Source organism: Nitrososphaerota archaeon, from assembly GCA_016872055.1.
Taxonomy (GTDB): Archaea; Thermoproteota; Nitrososphaeria; order Nitrososphaerales; family Nitrosopumilaceae; genus Nitrosotenuis.
In genome coordinates this window covers 68,246-92,036 of record VHBH01000005.1, presented here as the reverse complement: position 1 = coordinate 92,036, position 23,791 = coordinate 68,246, and the positions used below count along the sequence as shown (strand labels likewise).

Here is a 23,791-nt window from a genome sequence, read left to right as displayed (position 1 = left end):
CAGATCAAGCCGTCATTTTTGGCAAGCGCACTTGCCAAGATTACATACGGCCTTGCTGTGCAAAAACAACAGGTCCAAAACTCGTCGCTTAGAACATTTTATGCAGTGGATCCTGTTGCATCAAGCCTTGAAGTATCAAGATTTGCGTCATATTATTCCGACATGCACATCTCAGAAGACGAGGTCAAAAAGGCAATGGACTGGGAGAGAAGAAATAGCATGTCAAAGTTTGGCGAATTGTTCAGAACGCATCCACTTACATACAAAAGAATAGAGGCGCTCTACAAACTGGAAAAAGATCTAAACCCATCAAGCCTTTGAGATTCTTTTTTCGAGATCCTCTATCATTCGCCTGATTTCTTTTATCTCGCTTAGTATTTCATGTTGGGATGGGGTTGACTGGCTTTGTATCTGCTTGTAGGCCTCTTCTGTCTTTTTGACAATTATTGCCACAAAAAGATTGATGACTACAAACGTTCCAATCACAATAAAGCTGATAAAAAACACAACATTGAACATGCTTACGCTGGTGACTGGATTCATCAGCTCGACCCAGCCTTCAAGGGTGATTATCTTAAACAATGTGATTAGCGAATCCGGCAGGGTTCCCCAGTGTACGGGATCGATTTTCGAAAAGAGGTGGTATCCTGCCACACCGTAAATGAAGAACAAAATTCCAAGGAGGAACATTATGTTCATCATGCTTGGAAGAGACTTGGCTATTGTTGCAACCATTATCCGCATTTCCTTGGATCTGTTTGTGAGCCTAGTTATTCTCAGTAATCTCACCAGCCTTGCCACAGTCGAAAAGCTTCCTGTAAACGGAATCAGCGACAATACAATTATGGCAAAATCAAAGACATTCCAGCCGTCCCTAAAATACAGTTGAGGTCGTGGATACTGCGATGCAAGCTTTAGGCCGGCCTCGACAATAAAGACGCTTACTACAAACCAATGAATGAATTCAAAGACATTGCTAAAATCGGCAAGCTCGGAAAACGTCTCCAGACCAAGCACTATTGCCTGTATCACTATGATTGCGGTGATTGCCAGGCCGAACCTTTTGCTGTTTACAAGACTTGAGATCTTTGTGGAACTTTCCAACGAAACGGCTGAATTTTTTTCAAGATATTAAACTAGCTAAGACAATGTGTTACAAAGTATTACTCTATTGGAAAGATCAGCACAATGTTGCCTTTGGTTGACTTGACTTGGAGACTTTTTTTGACTATGTCATGGAATAATTCCGTGATTAGTGTCTCTACATAGATGGACCACTTTGCTCCAAGGTCGTGTTGAATTTTAAAAACATACGAGTCCTTTGTCTGCTCTATGTTGTGCTGCATCCAGGAGACATTGAGCCAGGTGCGCAAAATCTCTACAAAATCGTGAACAGTGTACTCGCCTTTCATAAAGGCCAAAATGTTTGAGAACGTGTCGCGTTCGACTTCCTTTGCTAGCTTGACTACCTCATTTTCGTTTAATCTGTGAATTGCGTCCTTGACAAATGGCTTTGTCATCGGCAACAACCCTACCTTTCGCTCGTATCTTTCCCAGAGAATATGATTGGAGAGAATCTTTATCACAAGCGCATTGAGGTTTATCTTTTCTAGCTTGGCCTCTTTTTTCATTTCATCTACTAAATATGACGGGAGTCGAAATGTGTTAGTCTGGGTTTTCTTTTCTTCTTTCACGGTTGATTTTGGCAAATCACGGTTAAAAGCATGACTGGCACTAGTCAGAGTTTGCAATCTATTAAAATGGAAAATAATGGAAAATTTTTGGAAAAACTAGAGACGTCTTTTGATTATATGATGACACAACTATTCAGAACTATGCAGTTTTGTGCGTATTTTGATGATCTTGTAATTTAACCTGGCATTACTAGGATTAAACTAGAACAGTCTGATTGCTTCTTGGACTTGCGGGTAATGAGCCGGAACTCGGAACTGTCTGCGTATGTTCATTGCCAGGCTTTCGCATTTTCTTCGCTCCCCGTGGTTTACCAGAACACGTCGAAGCTTTGGTCTGAGCTTGTGCACAAATGACATTAGCTGATTGAAATCACTGTGACCTGAAAATCCGTCAAGCTTTATCATCGAACAGTTTACGTTGACTACTTCAACTTTGCCGTCCTTACCAAGCAATGAAACTTGTTTAGACCCATCAAGGACCCTTCTACCTAGTGTGCCGTTGACCTGATACGAAACAAAAATTATCTTGTTTTTGTTTGATGGCGCAATGTTTCTGAAATACTCTAGGACTGGGCCGCCCTCTAGCATGCCAGATGTTGCCAAGATTATGCATGGTGTGTTGTCGCGCAATGGTTCCTCTCGCGCATCTGAATGCTCGATGTTTGTGAAATATTCTGAATTAAATGGATTATCGTCAGTTTCCAGAATTTTTTGTCGGAGCTCACGAGCCAAATATTCAGGATATGCCTCATGAATCGCAGTTGCCTCTGAGATCATTCCCTCTGTGAATACTGGGGCTTCGACCATTTGGCCTGCCTTCATGTAATGATCAATTACCATCAGTATTTCTTGGGCACGACCTACTGCAGGAATTGGAATTAGGACCTTTCCGCCGTCAACTAAAGTGTTGTTTACTGCGTTGATGAATGCGGACTCCACCTCTTGTCGTGTCGGCTGGATGTCTTCGCGTGCTCCATAGGTACTTTCTATGAGTAATGTTTCCACTCGTGGATAATTCCATGATGTGCTATCAAAGAGAATGCTCTTGCCGAATTTGATATCGCCAGTGTACACAAAATTATGATCACCATTACCAATGTGAAAATGACATGTGGCAGAGCCCAAGATGTGGCCTGCATTTGAAAATACTAGCTTGATGTCTGGAGCAATGTCGGTTACTGTTCCGTATGGTATGGTGATGGTTTGTTTCATGATTTGCTTTACGTCGCGCTCTGCATATAGTGGGGCTCGTCCCTGTGCAGATGCCACACGTATTGCATCTAGCTGGATTAAGTTCATCATTGGCAATGTTGGCTCTGTGCAATAGATTGGGCCCTTGTAGCCGTACTTGCACAGCACTGGCAAAAATCCAGTGTGGTCTAAGTGTGCATGGCCGATTACAATTGCGTCTAGCTCGTCTAGTGTTATGTTTGCCCAATCCAGTCTTGGGAATGCCTCGGCCGGAGTTCTGGCCCCTGGGTTTACGCCACAGTCAATGAGAATCTTGCTTTCTGGTGTAGTTAGAATCATGCTTGATCTTCCAACTTGACCAAATCCACCCAGAGTCATTAGGGAAACTTCGGATCTCTGGGCTAACCTTGGCCGGAAAATACTCTCACCAATTTGTTTTAGATGCTTTGCTCGCTCGGACGATGTCAGTTTTAGATTATAGTTGATTTGCTGGATTGTACTAGATTGGATTGTGGTTGCCTTTCTTACTCGGATTCTCCAGCCCATCTGCTCTGTTAGTTTTGCCGAATTAAACTCAACATTGTTCTGGAGCAGCCAAGGTCGCTTGACCTCTACAGAGACCTCTCCTGTTGCGGTGTCGAAAAATGTACCCCCAAGCTCTGCTTCTTTTGGCAAAGCTTCAGCAATAATTTTGCGGGCGTCTTCCTCGTTTTTACGAATCGACTCCTCGGTTCTAACTACAATTCTTTTTTTGATTACATTTACCAGATCAGATACAATTTGGTTGTTTTCCATCAGAAAAGATGGTGATTTAGTGTACAGTGCTATTCTTGGGCCCTCATAATCGATTTTGCTTACCTGGGCATCTTTTGGAATACTTTGCAGTATTGTTGCCATTACACTTTGGGCTGTAGATGAATCCTTTTCCTGTTGTCTTTTTTGCATTAAATCACTACAAAGTAATGATGGCTTTCTTTTGCTCTTTGGTCAAAAGGCGATAGCCATCCTTATCGATAATTGCAACATTGATTCCGTCGCCGGTTCCAATGTTTCTAACAATTGCTGCCTTAACAGCACGCAATGCGATTACCTTTGCCTCATTTACTGTGAGGTTGTCTCGGTATTCGTCTTCTAGTGTTCCATATGCCACTGGTGAGCCGCTTCCTGTTGTGACATATTTTTTCTCTTCAACAGAGCCAAACACGTCAATGTTTACTAGCTGCGGTCCTTGTTTGTCGTATCCGCCGATGAGAATATCTGCAATGAACGGATAGCCCCTGTTTTGGTGGAACATCAATGAACAGAGTCTTGCAAGTGATCTGATTGGGATGTTTTCATTTTTTTGTACCAAGTGAATATTTGAGTGGTATCTTAGAACATCTGTGATGTTTTGTGCATCTGCAACTCCACCCGCCATTGTCATTCCGGCATGTCTTGCTAGCTGTTGCACTTTCATTGTGTTGTTGTTTGCAATGAAATAGCCTGCGCTTGCACGCATGTCTGCACACAAGACTACGCCGTCGCTTGCCTTGATACCTACCGTGGTTGTTCCATGTAGAATTTTGTCTTCTACGCTATTAGCTGACACAGAAAATACTCCTAGATAACATGAAAAGGCTTGGACCCTTTTAAATAACTTTGGGGGGTCAACTTGATAAGTGGTAGGCTCAATCAATGACGTAATGCGTAATTCTCCATCTCATACAATGGAGCTTCCACGCCTGATTGTGGTTGGAGAAAAAAACATTGGAAATTTTGGAAAATTTCTGCTGGACTTGGGCCCAACAAAAAAGGTCTCTGTCATTGCAGGAAACCATGTTCAAAAAATCGTCAAAACAAAAATTACAAGATCTTTGTCTGATTCTAAAATCAAGTCGTCTTGGCATGTGCCAAGCACAAACGATGAAAAATCAATTAGACTAGTAGAATCTCGAGTAAGGGGGGACAAGGCTGATCTCATAATTGGAGTAGGAGGCGGAAGGTCAGTCGATATCGCAAAAATGATCTCCTATAATTTAGGAAAACCCTTTGTTAGTGTGCCGACCGCTGCATCGCATGACGGAATAGCAAGTCCCTTTGTGTCTATCAAGGGAGAAAAACCACATTCTCTTGTTGCAAGTGCACCGCTTGGTGTCTTTGTTGATATTGATGTTATCAAAAAGGCACCAAAGAAACTCTTAGCAGCTGGATGCGGTGATTTGGTTGCAAAAATTACCGCAGTAAAGGACTGGCAGCTTGGGCGTGACAACACCGGAGAATACTACGGAAGATACTCGTCTAATCTAGCATCAATGAGTGCCAAAATTCTGCTAGAGGCAACTGAAAAGAAAAAGCGGCCAGACGTTCGCGAAATAGTCGAAGCCTTGATCAGTGCAGGAGTTGCTTCGTGCATTGCTGGAAGTAGCAGGCCTTGTTCTGGCTCAGAACACCTATTCTCTCATGCACTGGACAAGCTAGCGCCAAATGTTGGCCTTCATGGAGAAAAATGTGGAATCGGAGCTATATTGATGGCAAAACTTCAGGGCCAAGACTGGAAAAAAATTACAAATACGCTCAAAAATGTTGGTGCACCGACTACTGCAAGGCAGATCGGTCTCAAAAAGGAAACACTAGCTCAGGCACTAGTCATTGCGCAATCACTACGGCCTGAGCGATACACCATTCTAAAGCGGATCAATATGACAGAAAAGAAGGCACTGGATCTTGCTAAAAGCACCGGCGTAATCTAGACCTGTTTTTTGGCTAGTAGAAATTATCCATACAAATTCTACGCGCGCGTTAAATACAAAATTCACATTTGTGATATCATGACAACAACTGCATGGAAATGTTACAGATGCGATCTGACATTCAAAGAGGAGTCATTAGCAGATCTGCACCAAAACATTTGCAACCACGAATCCCGCCAAATCCGCATAGCTGTAGCGTAAAACAGCAAAATGGATTAGTAAGAAGACCACATTCAGCTCATGAACTGTAAAAACCTCCATGCGGGTTGTTTTCATGATTCTAAATTACATGACGGCCTAGGAAAATGTCTAGTCAAAGGTTGTCGCTGTACTGTTTTTACCTAGACTGGCGATGTACTTTTTGAAATAAGTGTGACTGCATGTGATAATACATTAAAAAATACTTACCCAAAGAGCAGATCCACAATTCTGTCCGAGAACTTGTCCAATGCATGTGCTGTAGCATCCATTAGCACAACACTTTCCACAATGTCAAATGTCTTGTTAAGTCTCTGGTCTTTCACTACACTCTAGTCTACTCCCTGTTCAAACTGTGAGACCAAATCGGGAATGAAGTCTTGAATTTCCCCTAGTACGCTTTCCTGTATTATTGCGCCAGCCCATGCCTCTGTCAGGCCCTGACCACATCCTCAAACATTCTGAGCTACAACGAAGCAGTTTAGTGTTTAACCCATGCGTACCTGGTTTATTAAGCAACCAAGACCATTTTGGCTTGCACAAATTCCCACCATTCCAATGTGGAAAATTTGGAGATCGTGCGCAATAAGCTCAAGATGAGCTGATTGTTGACAAATACACTAGTACAAATTATTAGTAAGGGTTTAAGACTAAAACCGTAAAGGAGATTCGAAGAAAAATGAGTGAAACACTAACAAATCTCTACAGCGCTATGCTCAAGACACTAGTAGACAGACGCGCAGAGCTAGTAGTTGAAATTGAAGAAATTAACAACCAGATAGTAGAGATAAAACAAGAAGCCAAAGAAAACGGAATAAACGTAGCTAACTAAAATCCAAATCAATGGATCTAGTATTTTCTGATATTCACGCAGACATTGAGGGACTGGAGACAATACTAGATATTGCATTCTCCTGCGAGTTTGAAGAAAAATACGGCAAAGCATCAAGGATTATCAACCTGGGGGATCTGTTAGAGCGTGGCACAAGCCCAAAGAAAGTACTGCAGAAGATGAGCGAGCTTGCCAAGTCATTTCCGATGATTTCAGTGATGGGTAATCACGATGAGGGGTTTTTGTACAAAAAATTCCTCTCTGGAAGCTCCTATACAAGCCTCAAGGAGCATGAATCACTATCAAATCAGGATACTGAATTCTTTAGGCAAAACAAGGACGGCACATTTGGAGACCAGTTTGTAATAGACAGAAAGCACAGACTTTTCTGCGTACACGGCGGCCCAGTAAACCCAGACAAAATAACAAAGAAAGGCGATGATCCTTGGCTGTACCAGCGAACCTGGCAGAGACTATCAGAAGAAGACTTTGAGTTTTTCAGTTACTCCGGGTATCACTATAAAGCAGAGTCTGCATTTGGTGAGGCAAAGGCCGAGCTGGACAATTTCCTAATTCTTTGCGGACACCAACACATGGAAGCAGCCATCAAGCAAACCGGTGACGAAATCACGAACATTTTACCATTCAGATATGAAACGGAACAAATCTCACAATATACTCTCCGAAAAAGACAAATCCCAATTGAGAAGAATTCAAACTATCTGATAAGGATGGGTCTTGGCGGCCCGCAAGGATACTATGGAGGGGGATTTGCCAGGCCCCACTTTGGAATCATACAAGACCATACAAGACAAGTGATATTCTTTGAGCTCGAATAGCCACTAGATTAAAATCAATTATAATTATACCATGATACAATGAAAGCAATTGTTCTTGGCGGCTCTAAGGGAATAGGAAAGGCAATCGCAGATTCTCTGTCGTCAATTGGATGTGATGTTGTGGCAACATCTAGAAAAGAAATCGACACTGCAAACCTATCAAGCGTCAAGCGATTCATAAAAAAACAAAAACAGACAGACATCTTGATTCTAAACACAGGTGGACCACCACCAAAACAGTTCTCTGAGGTAACCGAAAAAGAGTGGCAAAAATACCACAACCAGCTGTTCTTGGGATTCTGCCTCTTACTTCAAAAGATAAAGGTTCGCGATGGCGGGTACATCTTTGTGATAACATCTGGTGTCATCAAGGAGCCAAATCCGAGACTGGTTATTTCCAGTGCGTACAGACTGGCGTTTACCGCCGTTTTCAAGCTTGCAAGTAAGGAGCTTGCAGCAAGAAAGGTAAGCTGCGTAAACATTGCGCCTGGATTGATCAACACAGATCGGGTGCGCGTTCTTGGCAATGCGTTAGACATGGCAAAAAACATCCCAATGAAAAGACTTGGCGAGCCAAGAGAAATTGGAGATTTTGTCAAAGGAATAGTTGAAAACAAAATCAAGTATCTTTCTGGCGTTACCATTCCATTTGATGGGGCAAATTCTAATTTTGTAGTATGAGCGCAACAGACATCCTAAGGCAAGATCATCTCAAAATAAAGAGACTAGAAAAAATTATTCTCAAGTGCTACCAAGATCTCTATGCAGGAAAAAACATTCCATTATCTGACATTGAAAAAATCAACTTTGTAATTTCTGAATTCCTAGATTCAATCCATTATTCCAGGGAGGAGGACTCGTATTTTGCCTGCGTTGCAAGCTATGATTCCCTAAAGGACGAAATCAGAAAATTCATGATTGAGCATGAGTTTTCCCGAAGGATTGCAAAAAATATCAGCAAACACCTCCAAGACTGGAAGCAAGGAAAGGACTCTCGTGAACCAGTAGCTAGATTCCTGAGAACCTATTCCATATACCTAGAAGATCATCTAAAAAAAGAAGAAGAGTTCTTCAATAAGGCAGAGGCTGAAATCATATCAAAAGAAGAAGAACAAGCAATGTATGAGCAGTTCCAGTCAGTAATGGCAGTTTCTACAAAAATGGAGACTATACTGCAGCAGATCGATTATCTGGAAAAGCAAGACTGGTTTGTGTCGTAAAGTCTTTAAGAGCTACAAAAGGCAGGCAATCTGAAAATGGCATTTGTAGTATGGATGACAGGGCTCCCCTGCTCTGGTAAGACAACCATAGTTCGCACAATGCAAAAAGTCGTACCAAACCTTGCCATTCTAGATGGAGATGAGTTAAGAGAGTGGCTCTCACCAAAGGACTTTACAAAGGAAGGAAGAGTAGAGCACAACAAAAAGGTCGCCCACCTAGCAAAGCTATTGATCAAGCATAATGTGCCAGTAGGAGTTTCGCTGGTTTCTCCATTCTTTGAGAATCGAGCAGACGCAAGAAAAATTGTGGGAGATGACTCAAAATTCTTTGAAGTATATGTCAAATGCTCCCTAGAGGAATGCGAAACTAGAGATGTCAAAGGCATGTACAAAAAGGCACGAGCAAACGAAATCAAGCAATTCACGGGTGTTTCAGATCCATACGACATACCGACAAACCCAGACTTTGTGGTAGAAACTGACAAGGAAACACTGGACGAGTCAGTACAAAAAATGCTAAGCTTTCTAAAATCAAAAAACGTAGCCTAGCTGTTATATTTTCGAATTATCTCTTCGTGGACCAAGCCGTTTGTCACAATTAAGCCGTTTTCATGGTTTACCTTTTCCGTATTGTATAAAATCAGATTACCATAGATGTCAGTGATTCTACCCCCAGACTCTGTAATAAGGCAGTGCGATGCGCACGTATCCCACTGTTTTATTTTGTTTGATGTGGTAAGATACAAGTCTGCCGAGCCCTGACAAATCTCCGCTACTTTCAATGAGCTACCCCGGCTCTCAAAGCTAGCAACACCAAGTTTTTTGAAAAACTCTTTTTCTTGTTCTGTTAGGTGGAATCTACTTCCTACAGCCTTGCATTGCGCCAAATTTCTTGTATTGCTGACCTGTAGTCTTACCCATTTTTCATTTTCAAGCTTGAATGCGCCGGAATTCTTCTGCGCCAAAAATATTGTGTTGGTTGTGGGCCTGCTAATAACACCAAGAATTGGAACCTTGTTGTGTACTAGAGCAATCATAATGGTAAATTCGCCTGTCCTATTGACAAAGTCGCTTGTCCCATCAAGCGGATCCACAATCCAAATCTTTTCCTGGCCCAGCCTAGATACATCATCAACATCTTCCTCAGATAGAATGTGATGACCAGATGATGCCAGAGTCTGCTTGATTATTTCATTACTTTGCAGGTCAGCCTTTGTTATTGGAGAATCATCATCCTTTAGGTGAGACGTAAACTCTTCCCCATACACTGTCATCACAGCCAAGCTTGCCTTTTTTGCAGCATCCAAGGCAAGATAGGCTTCGCTGATGGGATGTAAAAATGGTAGGCTATTGGACATGTTATTGCGCTAGCTCTGGCTTGAGCGTCCACGCAATTCCAAGTGCTACAAATGGAATTGAGATGAAGCCCAAAATCTGAATCAGTGTGAAATATTGTGGCGTTGCTTCCTCCGGCACATTAAACAAAAACGGCAATGGTATTGCAACTGCCAACCATATGGTTGAAAGCAAAATGAGTGTCTTTGCGCGTCTTTTCTTTATTGATTCCAATGTACATATCTGAATCTTGGTGTATTAAATTGATTTACTTTAGGGATTCGCCGCCATCCAAGGGCAAAACAGCGCCAGTAACCCAAGAAGAGTCTTGCTCTGATGCAAAATATAGGGCAGCCTTTGCAACATCATCTACTGTGCCAAACCTTCCTATAGGATACGCATAGTTCATCATCTCTCTAGTAGCTGGAGTTGAAAGAAATTCCGACGTCATGTCTGTTTCTACAACACCAGGACAAATACAGTTAACGCGAATCTTATTTTTTGCATATTCCAATGCCCAACATTTGGTTAGCAAAACTAAGGCCGCCTTTGACGCAGAATATGCGTCCGCATTAAAATTCTCATATGCCTTTATACCAGCAGAGGATGCAATATTGATTATTGCACCTCCATTTTTTTGCAAATGTGCTATGGAATATTTTGTGGCATAAAATGAACCGTTGAGATTGACATCCAAGACATCCCTCCACTCTGAATCTGAAATCTCATGGAGAAGCTTAATCTTGGGAAAAATTCCAGCATTGTTTACCAAGATGTCCAATCTACCAAATTTTTCAATTGATTTTTCTATGAGATTTTGAACTTCGGATTCTTTTCTAATGTCAGCCTGTATGGCAAATGCGCCAATCTCCTTTGCGGATTCGTCCAGCTTTTTTTGGCCTTTTCCAGAAATCACAACGCTTGCACCGTTTGCAAGAAACTCTTTTGCAATTGCTTTTCCGATTCCCCTACTTCCGCCAGTTATGATTGCGATTTTACCGGAGAGCTTCATTTGTTGGCTAGGATTATTCCAGGTATATTGCTGTTTGAAAAATCCAACCAAAAATAATTTTAATATATCTAGATCTTTTTATGTAAAAATTCACACTAAATCTTAAATAACATAAATTCCTATACATATTGATGCGAAAGGACATAAATCCTATCGACTAATGGGCGCGTGACCCAGCAGAATTGATTTGTGTCTAAAAAGGCGCATTGGCGCTATGGATAAGAGAGGTGTTCTCTCATGGTTCTGCGTTTGGGGTCACGCCAGTCCTATTTTATCAAATAAACCGAAACTGGTCCTAGTACATTCCCATTTGGGTTGATTCTGATTCGAAGTTCTTGGTCTTCTGGAATCTCGATTTTGTCTTGGCCCAGATATTTCCAAGTATAGTATTTACCAATGTCTCCATGTTCAGTTGACTCTAAGATGAAATTCTCGGCAAATGAAAATGACAACCCATCTAATGAAATGGATAATTTTTGAGGGCTATCACCATTTGGCACAAATCGAAACTCGTACTGACCTTGCTTGATAAAAAACGTATCAGAAAAAACTCCATCTTGGTATTGTTTTGGATCTGCTAACCTTGCATGATAGATCTTCTCCCGCTCATCGTCTCCAGAAGGAGCAGTCAAAATCAGACCAAACACAACAGATATTGCAATTCCCACTAGTCCAAGACCAATGATGTTTTTCTTTTTCACAAAATCTAGCTTTATACAATTCCTATTAAAATTTGCAAAAAATAACAAAAAAGAGGTTTTAGAGCTTTAATGCTTCTTTAAGACCCTTGTACCTGTTTCGGATGGTAACCTCAGTTACGCCTGCTGCCTGGGCGATGTCTTTTTGGGTTTTGTTCTCGCCTAGCATCACGCAAGCCAAGTACAAAGCAGCTGCCGCAAGACCCATTGGGTCCTTTCCAGCAGATACCTCAATTCGGCTCGCCTCCTTCAGGAATTCAAGTGCCTTTCTCTTTGTCTTTTCAGACAAGTCAGCAATGCTTGCAATTCTTGCGACTCCCTTGATTGGATCGACTACTGGCATTTTTAGGTCCAGTTCTCGAAGGAGCAATCTGTAACATCTAGCTACATCTTTTCGCTTGATGTTGATGCCGTTTGCCACATCGGTTAGAGTTCTTGGAGTTTCTGTGTTTCTACATGCCGCATAAAGGGCAGCTGCAACTAGTCCAGGAATCGAACGTCCTCGAACAAGCCCCTTGTCAAGTGCCTTTCTGTAGATGTATGCCGTCTTTTCAATGACTGCGTCAGAAAGTGCCAGCTTGTCCTTGAGTCTGTCCAGCTCCGAGAATGCCTGCCTAAAGTTTCTATCCACTGGTTCGTGGACTTGGCTTCGTGAGTCCCAAGTTCGTAGCCTTTCAATGGTGCTCTTCATAGATGATGTCAGTGGTTTTCCAGATGCGTCTTTGTCGGCCTGGCCGATAATTGTTGCAAGACCCATGTCGTGCATCGCAAGTGAAGTTGGTGTACCTGTTCGAGTTCGGTTCTCTCCCTCTTCTTTGGAAAAGGAACGCCACTCCGGCCCTTCTTCTTCAACTCGCTCTGTCGCAACAAATCCACATGTGTTACAAAACATCTCACCAGTGCTACCATCAGTTAGCATTGTGCCTTTTGCGCAACGAGGACAACGGTCGCTATTTCGTGCTGTTTGTGTCATAAGGTGTAAAGCATTTTTGTCCTCTACATATAAACATTACACAATATTTATCTATGAAAAGACCTTTAAAAATCGATTTTTAGACTCCCTTTCGACTGGACTAGAAATCATGGTTCCAAACAGATTGTTGCTACGTCTACAGGATTAAATTCCTAGCTTGATAAAATAAAAAAATTTTTGCATTTTAAAAAATTAATTTTACAGAATTTTTTCCCCATGAAAATTCTACTGCAAAATTTTTTTCGTCCGGATTTTTTTTAGATTGTAATCTTCACTGATCTCCTCTATCTCATGGACGAGTCATAATCCACATTCTAAGCTCGAAAGATCCGAAAAACGTAAACCTTATATACTATATATAGAACGGACTACTATAAAAATGGAAACATGTCCATTATGTGGCGAAGCAGTCACAGCATCACATGGAGTGCATTATCACATTAAGAAAATGCACCCGCAAAGCATTCTAGCCCAGTAAAATAGGCGATTTGTTTTTTATTTTCTAATGCCTCCTAGCCTACGCTAAACGAGGCGAAATTAGCCTCAAAAGTTACCCATTAGATCTTTTGGTAAAATAGATTTCACACCTTTCAATTTCAATAAACTAGTAAAAGGCAGCCATGACAAACTTCCAGAATTCCTGGTCCAAACAAACAACACCAAGCGTATCTGAAAAGTTGGGCGACATTCTCAAGCCTAAAGGCGCATTAAAGCCAAGAATTGAGCAGGCAACTAAAAGCCTACAGAACCAAATCTCAAAACTTGACGGAATGCTGACCAAACTAAAGCAAAGAGAGCAAAACCTATTCCAAAGAGTAGTCCAAGCAACCCAAAAACATGATACTCACACTAGCAAAGTTTTAGCCAACGAACTAGCCGAAGTCCGAAAGGTCACCAAGATGCTAGGAAACTGCAGAATGGCGCTAGAACAAATCGAACTAAGACTAACCACATTCCACGACCTAGGAGACACCGTAGTCACAATAGCACCGACAATCGGCCTAATGAGAAGCCTCAAGTCTTCGCTGGGCAAGTTCATGCCAGAGGCAGACCACGAACTAGGCATGATGACCGAGATGCTAAACGGACTAATGGCAGAGTCCTTCTCAGGTGAGGGTGCGTTTGGCATGGATCAAAGCACAAACGAAGAGTCCGAAAGGATTCTAGAGGAAGCCGCAGCCGTAGCCGAAGCGTCAGTGGGCGACAAATTCCCATCTACGCCAGTAAGCTCCAAGACAGCAACCTCAACAAGATACCTCTAAAGTATCTCTTTTTCTTCTTTTATTCCAAAAACTGTATAGTATTATTGTAAATTTGCCTAGTTTGATAGCAATTTTTACCAAAATGCCTATTCCACCATGTGTTTCGGTGTGAAATGGTGAGCTAAAGTTTTTGCCTAGATTCCTTGATGGACTTAACCTTGTTTTCTTCGCCTTCGACTACGCTGTCGATACTGGCAAGTTTGCTTCGTAGGTTGCCTATTAGAGCGCCAACCTCATCTGCCTGCTTTTCAACCTGAGAACGCTTGTTGGACAGATCCCGAATTCCGCGACCCTCCTCTTCTATGTATTCGCCGACTTTAACTAGCTTATCCTTTAAATTCTGAATGTCTACGGATTCGTCCTCTATTTCCTTGACTAGCCTGGTTCGCTTGTCCTTGAGGTTCTTTATCATTAGTCCGACATAGTCAATGGCTTCTTCCAGCTTTGCGCGCTTGTTCATCAGGTCTGCAATGCCGATTTCAGACCCAGACGGAGCCTGTTCCGCTGTGCGTTCCGCTTCAACTCGTGGTTTTTCCTGCTCTAACATACCAGTATCCTGTTCAAATTCCTCCGTCTTCTTAAATTTTTCAAACATTTTGTATCGGTGATATCAGTTCATGCCATTTTATTCCTAATAAAGATAAAGTAAGACAAAATCCCACAAGTGACAAAAATTTCCAACCCTGGTCTTGGGTCTATTTTTTCCCGCATGAAAAAAGCCCAATTTTGGCCGTTTCAGAGACCCGAAACAACTGTTCCGCTGTGCGTTCCGCTTCGAGGTTTCAAAATGTCCCTAATCTAGACTGTAGTGTATTACTATACCATGTCAAAACAACAATACAGGTCCGAAATGGGCATAATGGGAGATATCCTCAATGTCACAATGGAAGGGGGCAGACAAGGAACTATTGTCTCTGCAATATCTAGAAGGGCAAACCTTTCACACTATGCCGTAATTGACAAATGTGAAAAGCTCTCTACAGCAGGCTTGGTCCAAACCGTCAAAACCGATAAGAACCGACTATATACAATCACCGAAAAAGGCATCGAGTTTGTCCAAGAGTTCCGCAAGTTCCAGTCCATCCTAGACACGCTGAATTTGAGGTATTAACCATGAATAACCAAGAGGCAGTACTCTGTATCCAAGATGAAATCTTTCCTAATCTAGAAGGAATGCTTTTTGTAAGGATTACAGATATTCTCATTAGAATGGTAAAAGCACCACTACTGGTAATAGGACTTCTTCTTACAGTAGTACTGCCTGCACAATCTTTTGGTTCTCTTCGAGCTGTTGACTTTACAATTTACCCGGATGGCACTACTCATATTTCTCAACAATCATCTGCCGACCCAACAGAACCAGAACTAAGGGTCCCACTTTTTGGTAAATCCATTGATAATTTCGTAGTCCAAGACGAGAATGGCTTACTGTTATCGTTTGAGATAGATAGCAAGGGTGCCACAATCCAGACCTTTGGGGCATCCTTTGTTTCTATTGAATACGATAGCTATGACATGGTTTCAAAGAAGGGCAAGATCTGGACCTTTGCAATAGACTCTCCAATCGACTATTCCATCATAATGCCGGATGACGCAACCATAGTAGATATTTCAAATCCAGACAGTATTGATATTATAGCTGAAAAACGCATTTCATTACTCAAAGGCAAAAACCAGATAGAGTATTTCTTTAGCACGTCAGGTCCAGCACTTTCTGCACTAAAAGCAATAAACGAAGTAAGATCAATTCTTGAAGAATCCACTAGTAAAAACATTGATGTAATATCAGCAAGGGAAAAGCTAGACTTGGCAATCTTTGCCTATGACAACAAAAAATATGTCGATGCCAAGGACTTGGCGCTAGAGGCAAGTGCACTAGCACAGCAAAAAATTGACGAATTTGAGAAAAACAACCAAAACTCGGCAACAAACCCAGTAGACTGGTTAAAAGACAACATCGTAGGAATTGCAACCTCGATTGTGGCAATAGGCGGTGCAGTCTCTGTACTTACAATTCTACTCAAAAAGACCAAGAGCGCAGTCAAAAAGACAATGAGACCACTTCTCAGCAAAGACGAGGAGGATTCAGAGCAAGAATCAGATGTAGATTCAGACGAGCTAGTAACTCAGGAAATGAGAGAAGACGACAAGCAACTAGTATCATATTTAGAGAAAAACGGAGGCCAAGCCTTTGAGCGTGATCTGCGAAAGAAATTCCTCTTACCTAGAACCACAATGTGGCGAGCAGTAAAACGACTTGAACGACAAGGTGTTATAGAGATAGAGAAAAAAGACTTTCAGAATTTGGTACGACTAAAGAAAAGGCAGGAATCACAATGAAAATCATACTGACACTTGCATTGTGTGCCCTTGTTGTTAGCATGGTGGTTGCGCCAGCATTTGCGGATTCCAAACTGGATTCGTTTGTAAATCTAGCAACAAAGGCAAGAGACCAAGTAAAGATCCAACTAGATAGAATGCCTTCTGTTTCAGAAGAGGCTAAGGCTTTGTATGCCCAAGGCAATTCAGAAACTGAGCAACTAATCGAAGCTGTCAAGACAGATGATGCCGTTGCGGCAAAAAAGCACTTTTTGGCTGCAATGAAGGTATTCAGACAAGTAACCCAAGTATTCTCTGAAACAATCCCGACTCATGAACCAGTCGTATCAAAGATGACAGCACCAATAACCGACTTTGATTATAACAATACACTCAAAAGATTCGAGTCAAACATTAACATGCTAAAAACAGTTGTCGCCAAGAACAACCTCCAAATCGACTTTACCAGAATTGATGGATTGCTACAATCTGCCAAATCAAGTCTTGCAAGCGGCGATATGGCAACGCTGGAAAAAACACTTGTAGAATTAAAAACAGCGGGATCTGATCTTCAGGTAATAATCAAAAACATGGTAACAGAGCGCTCCAACACAAGGGCAATCTCTTTCGCAAACAAGTACATAACCAAAATTGATACTGTCCTCGCACAAGCCAAGGAACTAAACCTATCAGAAGAACAAATTACCAAGCTACAAAAGGCAAAAGAAGAACTTGCAGCAAGCGGAGGCGAACCATCCCAAATCGTCATCAAAATAAAGCGAGTCTACCAAATCAACTTGGACCTACTTGATACCAAGAACCAAAAAATTCTCTCAGAGATATCCAAGCTTGAGAGTAGACTATTGTTATTAGAACCAAAAATCAATGATACTATGAGGCCCAAGTTTGATGAGGCAAAATCATTATTGGCATTACTAAAATACCCAACATCAACTGATGACTCTATAAAACTACTAAGGACATTAGATACAACAATAAAAGTAATCGAGTCATATTTTATATCACAAACTCAACCGACTAGCGCCGTGTCAGTGCAAAACGCACCGAAACAGGAAACATCTCAGTTATCAGAAACACCAGATTCGGAAGCGCTAAAGGCGGATACAAAACAACAAGAAAAGTCCCAAAAACAAGAGCGACAAAAGGCAAAAGAACAGAATAAGGTACAAAGAAATTCAGCCGAAATTTCCAGACTAGAGGCAAAGCTAGTTGAATTAGAGCCTCATATTGATGATACTATCAAGCCCAAGTTAGATTCTGCAAAATCTATGCTTGCCAAACTCAAAGAAACCGGCGCAGACTCAAAAAAGATAATCAGAGCAATCAACGCACTAATTGATGAAATCTATCAATACCTAGATTCTGCAGAATTTGATGACTCATAAGTCCAAACAGAGAATATCAAATCCGACAGATCCTAACAAAACTTCATATAGATTTTGAAGAAAAGCAAATTTGCATGGCATCAAAGCAAATCTCTGTTGGCGTCGGCGTACCGATGATAATAGTGGGCGCATTGATGGCGTTTTTGTGGGCACCAACAAACATAGAATGGATTGAGACAATCGAGTTTGTAGGAGGCCTAATCGGAATCTTGGGCGTTATCTTTTTCATGGCAGGCCTCATGTATTCAAAGCAGCCTGTCCTGAACTAGTCTGAATTAAATAATGACTGTAATTAGATCGTCTACTTGAAAGTTAGACTCTTTGAAATATTCACATCTCTTGAAGGTGAAGGAATTCTTTATGGAACAAAAACCCTCTTTGTAAGGCTGGCAGGATGCCCATTTACCTGCTTTTACTGCGACACAAAGGAATCCCTCCCAATGGATTCTGGTCAGGAATACGAAATTTCAGATGCTTGTGCACTAGTTGAAAAAAATCTCGCAGATAATACCTACAAGGTCAATTTCACAGGAGGCGATCCACTAGTGCAGGCAGAGGCAGTCTCAGAAATGGCAAAATTCATCCAGTCAAAAAAAATCCCAACATATTTGGAATCATCATGCTTTGATTCAAAAAAATTTGCCAAGGTTCTACCATTCATTGATTACATCAAAATTGAGCTCAAAACCAAAGACTCAGAATTTGTAGATGCAAAACATTATTCCACACTCATAGAAAATGCACTTGATTGCCTAAGGCAATCAGTTGCAGCAAAAAAACCAACCTACATCAAAATTGTTGTTTCATCAAAAACAACACTGGAAACATTTTTAGATTTAGTGCAGAAAATTTTCAAGACTGTTGGCACTAGGGATCTTAAGGGTTTTATAATACAACCGACATACGGAATAGCAGAACCGACATTGCAGAAACTTTTGAACTTTTACGATTTAGTTTATCCTTACTATAATGAGGTACGAGTCGTACCGCAACTACACAAACTGATAGGTGCACCATGAACAAAGAGCGAGTGCGTAAACTAGTCCGCGAGATAATCATAGAATTAGGTGAAGATCCAACACGTGAAGGACTGCGAGGAACGCCAGAAAGAATTGCAGATATGTATGAGGAAATCTTCTCGGGCTATGATTCAGATTCTCAACTATCGGTCCAGTTCTCAGAGGACTCGGACGCAGTTGTAGTAAAGGACATAAAGTTCCATTCAATGTGTGAGCACCACATGCTTCCCATCGTTGGCAAAATCAGCATTGCGTATCTTCCAAATGGCCGAGTCTTTGGCGTATCCAAGCTAGTTCGACTTGTGGAAAAACATGCAAAACGCCTCCAAATTCAGGAACGCATGACAAAAGATATTGCTGATGAGCTATATGCTCAGGGAGTCAAGGGAGTAGTGGTAGTAACAGATGCAGAACACTTTTGCATGAAAATGAGAGGAGTCAAAAACGACGCAACAATGACCTCAACAGCATATCGAGGATACTATGAAAGAAGGGAAAATCGCGAGGATGTTGTTGCCATAATTCGTAATTCTAAATCATCGCTTCTTTGAAAAAGATAAATAATCAAATGTAAGTTTAGCTCTTTGTGGGAGTACATAACAACGTTCACGTTCCAGGGGAATCTTGGCCTCACTTTACGTGGCTTGCAATAGAGTTTTTTGTTCTTCTGGCAATAGCGGCACTTAGTTCTCGTGAGCTCGTAAATATTATAGCAAAAGACGCAGATTCTGCAATGCAAAACTGGTACTTTTTTGGAATAATTGCAGCAATTGTTCTTGCTTGGTACATGGGAATACGACCCCGAATTTTGCGCAAAAAAGTTCTAGAAACCAGATACTAGATATTTTGTCTTGTCCTTAATTTTTGCCTGCATAAATGCGGCCTTTCTGTTATTACAGGACTCACATTTTCCACAATGATATTTTGTGTTTGCGTAACAGCTCCAAGTCTGAAATATTCTATCACCAAATTTTTCATAGCCTGACTTGATTAGGGTGCTCTTTGATATGCCTGCTGAATATGGAGACCAGATCTGAATCTTGTTTCTAATTCCTAGATTGATTCCATCAATTTCTCCCTGATTTAGGGCATATTCCAGCTTTTTTGCAAATATAGGCCTACAGTCTGGATATTTCGTATCGTCTGTGTGAGCGCCATATGCGACGAGGGATGCCTTGAGTGAAAATGCCCACGCGGTTGCAATTGTTACAAAAATTGCGTTTCTGATTGGCACCACAATGGAATATTCAAATTTTGATGGGAGCACCTTTTTGGAGCTTGTAAGGACATTGCTTGCCCCATAGAGTGACTTCATAAAGTCAAGTGGAATTATTCTGTGTTCTTTGAGGTGAAGAGTCTTTCCTACTTTTTTTGCAGCCTCTAGCTCTTTTGATGCCCGTTGTCCGTATGAAAACGTGATTCCATACAAGTCATATTTTTTGGCCAGATGAGCCCCAAGACACAACGAGTCCAGCCCACCACTGAGAACCAGGACTGCTTTTTTCAATTTAGATCGTCTTTGCGCCGCTGCTAGGCTTGCAAATCACAACAGTACTATCTATTTTTGCAGAGGTAAATCCCCTTTTCATTGCACTTGCTATTTTGTCCAAGTTTGTCTTTTTTGTGGCAAATGAAATAACAGAAGGTCCAGCGCCAGAAATTGTAACGCCTAATGCTCCTGCCTTCAGAGCGTTTTTCTTGACAGAATTGAATCCCGGAATTAGGTGTGCTCTCGCGGGCTCTACAATGATGTCGTGGATTGATCGACCAATCAACTCCGAGTCTTTACTCACAAATCCCGCAACGATTGCAGCTGCATTTGACAAATTAACCACCGAATCTGCAAGCGCTACTTGCTTTGGCACAACACTTCTGGAGACTTGTGTCTTTTTTGCAGGAACCATCATCTTTGGCACCGCCACAACTAGTCTCAGATCAGAAGGGGGCAAAACTTTGAGCACATCAAGTGGATTGGTCCTAACTATAACAAATCCACCCAAAACCGACGCAGACACATTATCATAGTGAATAGAGCCAGCACTTGCACGCTCACCAACCCCTGCACACTCTACCAAGGTGTTATCGTCCAGCTTAAGGCCAAACAACCTATCAAACGCAATCGCAGTGGCGGCTGCAGAGGCCGCACTACTTCCCATCCCAAATCCGGCCGGGACTCCTTTTTTGATCCTGATTTGGACTCCGCTTTTTATCTTGAATTTTTTCTTCATGTATTGGACTACTAGTCCTGCGGTGTTCTTGCTTGGGGAAACAGGAATGGAATCACCAGTAATTATTGAAATGCCGTTTTTTTGTTTGGTCAATGTAACCGTATCATAAAATGCATCCAGTGAAAGGCCGAACACGTCAAAGCCTGGGCCTAAATTGGCAGTAGATGATGGCGCTTTGGCGGTAACAGAATTCATCAGTCTTCAATCTCCTCTCCTTGGTTAAGAATTCTGCTCAGTGAGCCTTCCAAGTTTACCATTCCCTCACCTGTTGCATTGGATACTGGAATCAACCCCTGAGCAAAGCCGGATAGGTTTAGACTGCGCAAAATATTTGTCACAAGCACATAGGTTTCACCGTCTGCTTCTGCAGAGATGGCATTTTCCAGAGTTTTTAGATTTGTAGTCCATCGTAATATCTCGGAGATTTTGTCTGCAATCAAGTCAGTTTTTGTCAATACATTGATTGTCGGCATCCCCATTCGTAGTCTAATAGATGTAGCAAGAAGTGCCATGGATACAAAATTGACTGCAGTTGTGACTAGGACCCCATCATACAAAAACAATGCAGACTTTTGATCTGCCATAAAATTATTCACAAAATAGGGGCCGCTGGTACGATACGCAAATAATTCGATTTGTCCCGGCGTATCGACAATCAAATAATCAGGATTAATCTTGTCTGCTTCCTCTTGCAGCTCGTCAAGCTTGGATGCAATCAGATCATTTGCCATCATCAGTGCACCATTTGGTCCAAGATCATACTGCTTCATTATGGATACAATATCTATAGAATCCCTAATGTCGATATCTGGCGTGTATGGTAGTGAAATCACACCGGGATCCAAATTCAAAATTGCAGTAAATGCTCCGTTTCTGGTGTAATATTCATGAATCTTAGATGTGAGTAGTGATTTTCCAGCACCGGCTGTTCCCGCGACAAAAATTGCTTTCAATTTGTAAATGTCAGAGTTGTTGGCTTATATTTGATTCAGTTGAAAACCTGCTAAAATGAAATGGCGAATTGTTGCATTTGCAGCTAGCCTTGTTCCATTTTTGATAATTGCCGTATCTTTTGATGTCAAACCAGAGGACGTCTTTGCGGTAGGAATTATGAATTTTCTTGCAGCCTTTGCGGCAATGATGGGCAAGCTGTTCCTGCAAGGAATAAAATTCCATTACATCATCGGTGTATTTCATGGAAAAATAGAATCTCTTTGGCGAACCATCTTTGTGAGAATCGGTTCTGAATTTGTAACAATGACTACGCCAATGTTTGTTGGCGGAGAAGTGGTCAGAATATACTGGATGAACAAACGTGGCATGCCCGCATCAAAGGCATCTTGGCTTGGAATATTTGAGATGGTGACAGAAGTATTGGCAGCAGGTATTTTATCATTGACTGCTGGAATAGTAGCCATTTTAGCTGGGCATGTAATAATTGGTGCAATTGTTTTGGGCACTACAATTCCAGTTGTTGTATTGTGGACGGGATTATTCTTTTTGACTGCCAAGCGAGACTTTCAGGTGCCAAAAATCTTTGTAAATCTGGTATTGCGATTACGCAAGGAAAAAGGACAGGAATACTTGGACAAGACTAATCAATGGATGATAGATGTCTGTACAATGACGCGCCAAAATATTCGTGCACCACATGCAAAAAAGGCATTTGTAATATCGTTTTTAATCTCGCTAGCGTCTTGGCTTGTCTTTGGAATTTCATTCATGTTCATTTCATTTGGAACTGAGCAGACAGTAAGCGCAATAGATTCCATTTTGGCAGTAATGGCGGGCAACGCAATTGGAAACATGCCTATCACGGTAGGTGGTTCAGGTCTTGCGGAATTTGGCACGTGGGCTTATCTGTCGGATTTAGATAAGTTCATGCTGGAGCTGCCAAGTGACAGTGTAGAATGGGATGCGATAATCGCATGGAGAATTGCGACATATCAATTACCAATTCCAATTGCGTGGTTTTTGCTAATGAAAATGGCGCTTCGAAAATACCAAAAGCCAGCTGAATAGAAACCAACATATCATTACTGTATAAATCCAAAAAACATGTCATTCAAAGACAAAGTCGTAGTTATTACTGGCGCATCAAGTGGGATTGGAAAGTCAGCGGCAATCGAGTTTGCAAACAAGGGTTCAAAGCTAGTACTAGTATCAAGAAGAAAGGAAAAACTAGAAGAACTGCAACAATTGCTAAAATCTGATGTACTAGTCTGCCCATGCGATGTCTCCGATAAGGACCAAGTCAAGATAATGGCCGCCCAAGTCCTGGATAAATTTGGTAGAATAGACATTCTGGTAAATAACGCAGGCTTTGCGATTTATGGAACTGTATCAGATCTCTCAATAGAAGAGATTGAATCCCAAATGAAAACAAACTATCTGGGGATGGTATATTGCACAAAAAGCTTTTTGCCTACATTTCAAAAGCAAAATTCCGGCCACATTGTGAATGTTGCATCGGTTGCTGCCTCGTTTGGCCTGCCAGGAATCGCATCGTACTGCGCATCAAAATTTGCAATGCTTGGCTTTTCTGAGGGACTAAAGCACGAACTAAGGGGCACAAACATTGGCGTAACTGTCGTCAGTCCAATAATGGTTAGAACTAATTTCTTTGATCATGAATCATTTAGCAAAATGCCAAAATATTCCCAGACCTCGCTAGACCCAAAAACAGTGGCAAAGACAATTTTATCAGCATCTGAGTCATCAAGACTAGAAATAATTGTGCCAGGTATAGTGCGAATCGGAGTCTGGCTAAAGCACACAATACCTTTTGTGATAAACCCCATAATGGGTGCAGCATTTAGGAAACTTCAAAAATAAT

General features: G+C 41.6%; 29 protein-coding genes. 16 read left to right on the top strand and 13 right to left on the bottom strand.

The genetic code is table 11. From position 1 onward, the window contains the following. Nucleotides 1-309: 309 nt before the first annotated feature. From FJ354_05295 to FJ354_05280, 4 genes are all read right to left on the bottom strand, one after another. Nucleotides 310-1,104, bottom strand: coding sequence for an ion transporter (locus FJ354_05295; protein ID MBM3906076.1), 795 nt, complete (start codon nt 1,102-1,104; stop codon nt 310-312). Between the two features lie 59 nt (nt 1,105-1,163). Continuing rightward, complete coding sequence (locus FJ354_05290) at nt 1,164-1,694, bottom strand: hypothetical protein (GenBank protein ID MBM3906075.1); 531 nt, start codon at nt 1,692-1,694, stop codon at nt 1,164-1,166. 201 nt (nt 1,695-1,895) lie between these two features. Continuing rightward, on the bottom strand, nt 1,896-3,830 hold the full coding sequence (locus FJ354_05285) for a beta-CASP ribonuclease aCPSF1 (protein MBM3906074.1): 1,935 nt from the start codon (nt 3,828-3,830) through the stop codon (nt 1,896-1,898). 7 nt (nt 3,831-3,837) lie between these two features. Continuing rightward, nucleotides 3,838-4,473, bottom strand: a complete 636-nt coding sequence (locus FJ354_05280; GenBank protein MBM3906073.1) for a proteasome subunit beta — start codon at nt 4,471-4,473, stop codon at nt 3,838-3,840. Between the two features lie 118 nt (nt 4,474-4,591). On the opposite strand from FJ354_05280, the gene FJ354_05275 reads away from it, so the two are divergent. The 6 genes from FJ354_05275 to cysC all read left to right on the top strand — a co-directional run bounded on the left by FJ354_05275 (nt 4,592) and on the right by cysC (nt 9,252). Continuing rightward, nucleotides 4,592-5,614, top strand: coding sequence for an iron-containing alcohol dehydrogenase (locus FJ354_05275; protein ID MBM3906072.1), 1,023 nt, complete (start codon nt 4,592-4,594; stop codon nt 5,612-5,614). Between the two features lie 877 nt (nt 5,615-6,491). Further along, nucleotides 6,492-6,644, top strand: a complete 153-nt coding sequence (locus FJ354_05270) for a DUF2312 domain-containing protein (GenBank protein MBM3906071.1) — start codon at nt 6,492-6,494, stop codon at nt 6,642-6,644. 11 nt (nt 6,645-6,655) lie between these two features. Next, nucleotides 6,656-7,483: a metallophosphoesterase gene (locus FJ354_05265; protein MBM3906070.1), complete on the top strand. Its 828-nt coding sequence runs from the start codon at nt 6,656-6,658 to the stop codon at nt 7,481-7,483. 39 nt (nt 7,484-7,522) lie between these two features. Continuing rightward, complete coding sequence (locus FJ354_05260; GenBank protein ID MBM3906069.1) at nt 7,523-8,164, top strand: SDR family NAD(P)-dependent oxidoreductase; 642 nt, start codon at nt 7,523-7,525, stop codon at nt 8,162-8,164. Then, nucleotides 8,161-8,703, top strand: a complete 543-nt coding sequence (locus tag FJ354_05255) for a hypothetical protein (GenBank protein MBM3906068.1) — start codon at nt 8,161-8,163, stop codon at nt 8,701-8,703. The genes FJ354_05260 and FJ354_05255 overlap by 4 nt, the downstream gene beginning before the upstream one ends. A gap of 36 nt (nt 8,704-8,739) precedes the next feature. Continuing rightward, nucleotides 8,740-9,252, top strand: coding sequence for an adenylyl-sulfate kinase (gene cysC / locus FJ354_05250; GenBank protein MBM3906067.1), 513 nt, complete (start codon nt 8,740-8,742; stop codon nt 9,250-9,252). Here the strand turns inward: cysC and FJ354_05245 are convergent. From FJ354_05245 to tfb, 5 genes are all read right to left on the bottom strand, one after another. Continuing rightward, a complete protein-coding gene (locus tag FJ354_05245) occupies nt 9,249-10,061 on the bottom strand; it encodes a 3'(2'),5'-bisphosphate nucleotidase CysQ (GenBank protein ID MBM3906066.1) in 813 nt (270 codons plus the stop codon). The genes cysC and FJ354_05245 overlap by 4 nt on opposite strands. A gap of 1 nt (nt 10,062) precedes the next feature. Next, nucleotides 10,063-10,263 carry a hypothetical protein gene (locus FJ354_05240; GenBank protein MBM3906065.1) on the bottom strand — a complete coding sequence of 67 codons (201 nt, stop codon included), beginning with the start codon at nt 10,261-10,263 and terminating at the stop codon, nt 10,063-10,065. Between the two features lie 43 nt (nt 10,264-10,306). Then, entirely contained in the window at nt 10,307-11,050 is a 744-nt protein-coding gene (locus FJ354_05235) for an SDR family oxidoreductase (GenBank protein ID MBM3906064.1), read from the bottom strand. A 266-nt stretch (nt 11,051-11,316) separates the two neighbouring features. Next, the gene (locus FJ354_05230; GenBank protein ID MBM3906063.1) at nt 11,317-11,736 is read right to left on the bottom strand and encodes a hypothetical protein; all 420 of its coding nucleotides are present in this window, start codon (nt 11,734-11,736) and stop codon (nt 11,317-11,319) included. Between the two features lie 73 nt (nt 11,737-11,809). Beyond that, nucleotides 11,810-12,721 carry a transcription initiation factor IIB gene (tfb, locus tag FJ354_05225; GenBank protein MBM3906062.1) on the bottom strand — a complete coding sequence of 304 codons (912 nt, stop codon included), beginning with the start codon at nt 12,719-12,721 and terminating at the stop codon, nt 11,810-11,812. Between the two features lie 620 nt (nt 12,722-13,341). Here tfb and FJ354_05220 point away from each other — a divergent pair. After that, nucleotides 13,342-13,983, top strand: a complete 642-nt coding sequence (locus FJ354_05220; GenBank protein ID MBM3906061.1) for a hypothetical protein — start codon at nt 13,342-13,344, stop codon at nt 13,981-13,983. A 121-nt stretch (nt 13,984-14,104) separates the two neighbouring features. Here the strand turns inward: FJ354_05220 and FJ354_05215 are convergent, their stop codons facing one another. Next, a complete protein-coding gene (locus tag FJ354_05215; GenBank protein MBM3906060.1) occupies nt 14,105-14,578 on the bottom strand; it encodes a transcriptional regulator in 474 nt (157 codons plus the stop codon). A gap of 255 nt (nt 14,579-14,833) precedes the next feature. Between FJ354_05215 and FJ354_05210 the strand changes: the two genes are divergently transcribed. The 7 genes from FJ354_05210 (at nt 14,834) to FJ354_05180 (ending at nt 19,568) form a co-directional block, all read left to right on the top strand. Beyond that, nucleotides 14,834-15,094 carry a winged helix DNA-binding protein gene (locus FJ354_05210; protein ID MBM3906059.1) on the top strand — a complete coding sequence of 87 codons (261 nt, stop codon included), beginning with the start codon at nt 14,834-14,836 and terminating at the stop codon, nt 15,092-15,094. A 2-nt stretch (nt 15,095-15,096) separates the two neighbouring features. Further along, nucleotides 15,097-16,323 carry a hypothetical protein gene (locus FJ354_05205; protein ID MBM3906058.1) on the top strand — a complete coding sequence of 409 codons (1,227 nt, stop codon included), beginning with the start codon at nt 15,097-15,099 and terminating at the stop codon, nt 16,321-16,323. Next, nucleotides 16,320-17,708 (top strand): hypothetical protein, encoded by a 1,389-nt coding sequence (locus FJ354_05200; GenBank protein MBM3906057.1) that lies wholly within the window; start codon nt 16,320-16,322, stop codon nt 17,706-17,708. The genes FJ354_05205 and FJ354_05200 overlap by 4 nt, the downstream gene beginning before the upstream one ends. A gap of 74 nt (nt 17,709-17,782) precedes the next feature. Further along, nucleotides 17,783-17,977, top strand: a complete 195-nt coding sequence (locus FJ354_05195) for a hypothetical protein (GenBank protein MBM3906056.1) — start codon at nt 17,783-17,785, stop codon at nt 17,975-17,977. A 36-nt stretch (nt 17,978-18,013) separates the two neighbouring features. Next, nucleotides 18,014-18,727 carry a 7-carboxy-7-deazaguanine synthase QueE gene (locus FJ354_05190; protein MBM3906055.1) on the top strand — a complete coding sequence of 238 codons (714 nt, stop codon included), beginning with the start codon at nt 18,014-18,016 and terminating at the stop codon, nt 18,725-18,727. Further along, complete coding sequence (gene folE, locus FJ354_05185) at nt 18,724-19,278, top strand: GTP cyclohydrolase I FolE (GenBank protein MBM3906054.1); 555 nt, start codon at nt 18,724-18,726, stop codon at nt 19,276-19,278. The genes FJ354_05190 and folE overlap by 4 nt, the downstream gene beginning before the upstream one ends. Before the next feature lie 35 nt (nt 19,279-19,313). After that, nucleotides 19,314-19,568 carry a hypothetical protein gene (locus FJ354_05180; protein MBM3906053.1) on the top strand — a complete coding sequence of 85 codons (255 nt, stop codon included), beginning with the start codon at nt 19,314-19,316 and terminating at the stop codon, nt 19,566-19,568. Here FJ354_05180 and FJ354_05175 read toward each other — a convergent pair. From FJ354_05175 to FJ354_05165, 3 genes are read right to left on the bottom strand one after another with little or no spacing between them, the layout of a single operon-like run. Beyond that, nucleotides 19,551-20,234 carry a 7-cyano-7-deazaguanine synthase gene (locus FJ354_05175; protein ID MBM3906052.1) on the bottom strand — a complete coding sequence of 228 codons (684 nt, stop codon included), beginning with the start codon at nt 20,232-20,234 and terminating at the stop codon, nt 19,551-19,553. The genes FJ354_05180 and FJ354_05175 overlap by 18 nt on opposite strands. A gap of 1 nt (nt 20,235) precedes the next feature. Then, entirely contained in the window at nt 20,236-21,153 is a 918-nt protein-coding gene (locus FJ354_05170; protein MBM3906051.1) for a homoserine kinase, read from the bottom strand. After that, entirely contained in the window at nt 21,150-21,908 is a 759-nt protein-coding gene (locus FJ354_05165; protein ID MBM3906050.1) for a GTPase, read from the bottom strand. The genes FJ354_05170 and FJ354_05165 overlap by 4 nt, the downstream gene beginning before the upstream one ends. Nucleotides 21,909-21,963: 55 nt before the next feature. Here FJ354_05165 and FJ354_05160 point away from each other — a divergent pair, with 55 nt between their 5' ends. Together FJ354_05160 and FJ354_05155 are read left to right on the top strand one after the other, a co-directional pair. Beyond that, nucleotides 21,964-22,977: a flippase-like domain-containing protein gene (locus tag FJ354_05160; GenBank protein MBM3906049.1), complete on the top strand. Its 1,014-nt coding sequence runs from the start codon at nt 21,964-21,966 to the stop codon at nt 22,975-22,977. Between the two features lie 36 nt (nt 22,978-23,013). Beyond that, entirely contained in the window at nt 23,014-23,790 is a 777-nt protein-coding gene (locus FJ354_05155) for an SDR family NAD(P)-dependent oxidoreductase (GenBank protein MBM3906048.1), read from the top strand. Nucleotide 23,791: the final 1 nt, after the last annotated feature.

Coding starts and splice junctions, on each gene's coding strand:
- FJ354_05260 (MBM3906069.1), top strand. CDS start 7,523: ATGAAAGCAATTGTTCTTGGCGGCTCTAAGGGAATAGGAAAGGCAATC.
- FJ354_05275 (MBM3906072.1), top strand. CDS start 4,592: ATGGAGCTTCCACGCCTGATTGTGGTTGGAGAAAAAAACATTGGAAAT.
- FJ354_05220 (MBM3906061.1), top strand. CDS start 13,342: ATGACAAACTTCCAGAATTCCTGGTCCAAACAAACAACACCAAGCGTA.
- FJ354_05195 (MBM3906056.1), top strand. CDS start 17,783: ATGGCATCAAAGCAAATCTCTGTTGGCGTCGGCGTACCGATGATAATA.
- FJ354_05245 (MBM3906066.1), bottom strand. CDS start 10,061: ATGTCCAATAGCCTACCATTTTTACATCCCATCAGCGAAGCCTATCTT.
- FJ354_05155 (MBM3906048.1), top strand. CDS start 23,014: ATGTCATTCAAAGACAAAGTCGTAGTTATTACTGGCGCATCAAGTGGG.
- FJ354_05265 (MBM3906070.1), top strand. CDS start 6,656: ATGGATCTAGTATTTTCTGATATTCACGCAGACATTGAGGGACTGGAG.
- FJ354_05270 (MBM3906071.1), top strand. CDS start 6,492: ATGAGTGAAACACTAACAAATCTCTACAGCGCTATGCTCAAGACACTA.
- FJ354_05285 (MBM3906074.1), bottom strand. CDS start 3,830: ATGCAAAAAAGACAACAGGAAAAGGATTCATCTACAGCCCAAAGTGTA.
- cysC (MBM3906067.1), top strand. CDS start 8,740: ATGGCATTTGTAGTATGGATGACAGGGCTCCCCTGCTCTGGTAAGACA.
- FJ354_05205 (MBM3906058.1), top strand. CDS start 15,097: ATGAATAACCAAGAGGCAGTACTCTGTATCCAAGATGAAATCTTTCCT.
- FJ354_05215 (MBM3906060.1), bottom strand. CDS start 14,578: ATGTTTGAAAAATTTAAGAAGACGGAGGAATTTGAACAGGATACTGGT.
- FJ354_05210 (MBM3906059.1), top strand. CDS start 14,834: ATGGGCATAATGGGAGATATCCTCAATGTCACAATGGAAGGGGGCAGA.
- folE (MBM3906054.1), top strand. CDS start 18,724: ATGAACAAAGAGCGAGTGCGTAAACTAGTCCGCGAGATAATCATAGAA.
- FJ354_05235 (MBM3906064.1), bottom strand. CDS start 11,050: ATGAAGCTCTCCGGTAAAATCGCAATCATAACTGGCGGAAGTAGGGGA.
- FJ354_05200 (MBM3906057.1), top strand. CDS start 16,320: ATGAAAATCATACTGACACTTGCATTGTGTGCCCTTGTTGTTAGCATG.
- tfb (MBM3906062.1), bottom strand. CDS start 12,721: ATGACACAAACAGCACGAAATAGCGACCGTTGTCCTCGTTGCGCAAAA.
- FJ354_05255 (MBM3906068.1), top strand. CDS start 8,161: ATGAGCGCAACAGACATCCTAAGGCAAGATCATCTCAAAATAAAGAGA.
- FJ354_05160 (MBM3906049.1), top strand. CDS start 21,964: ATGAAATGGCGAATTGTTGCATTTGCAGCTAGCCTTGTTCCATTTTTG.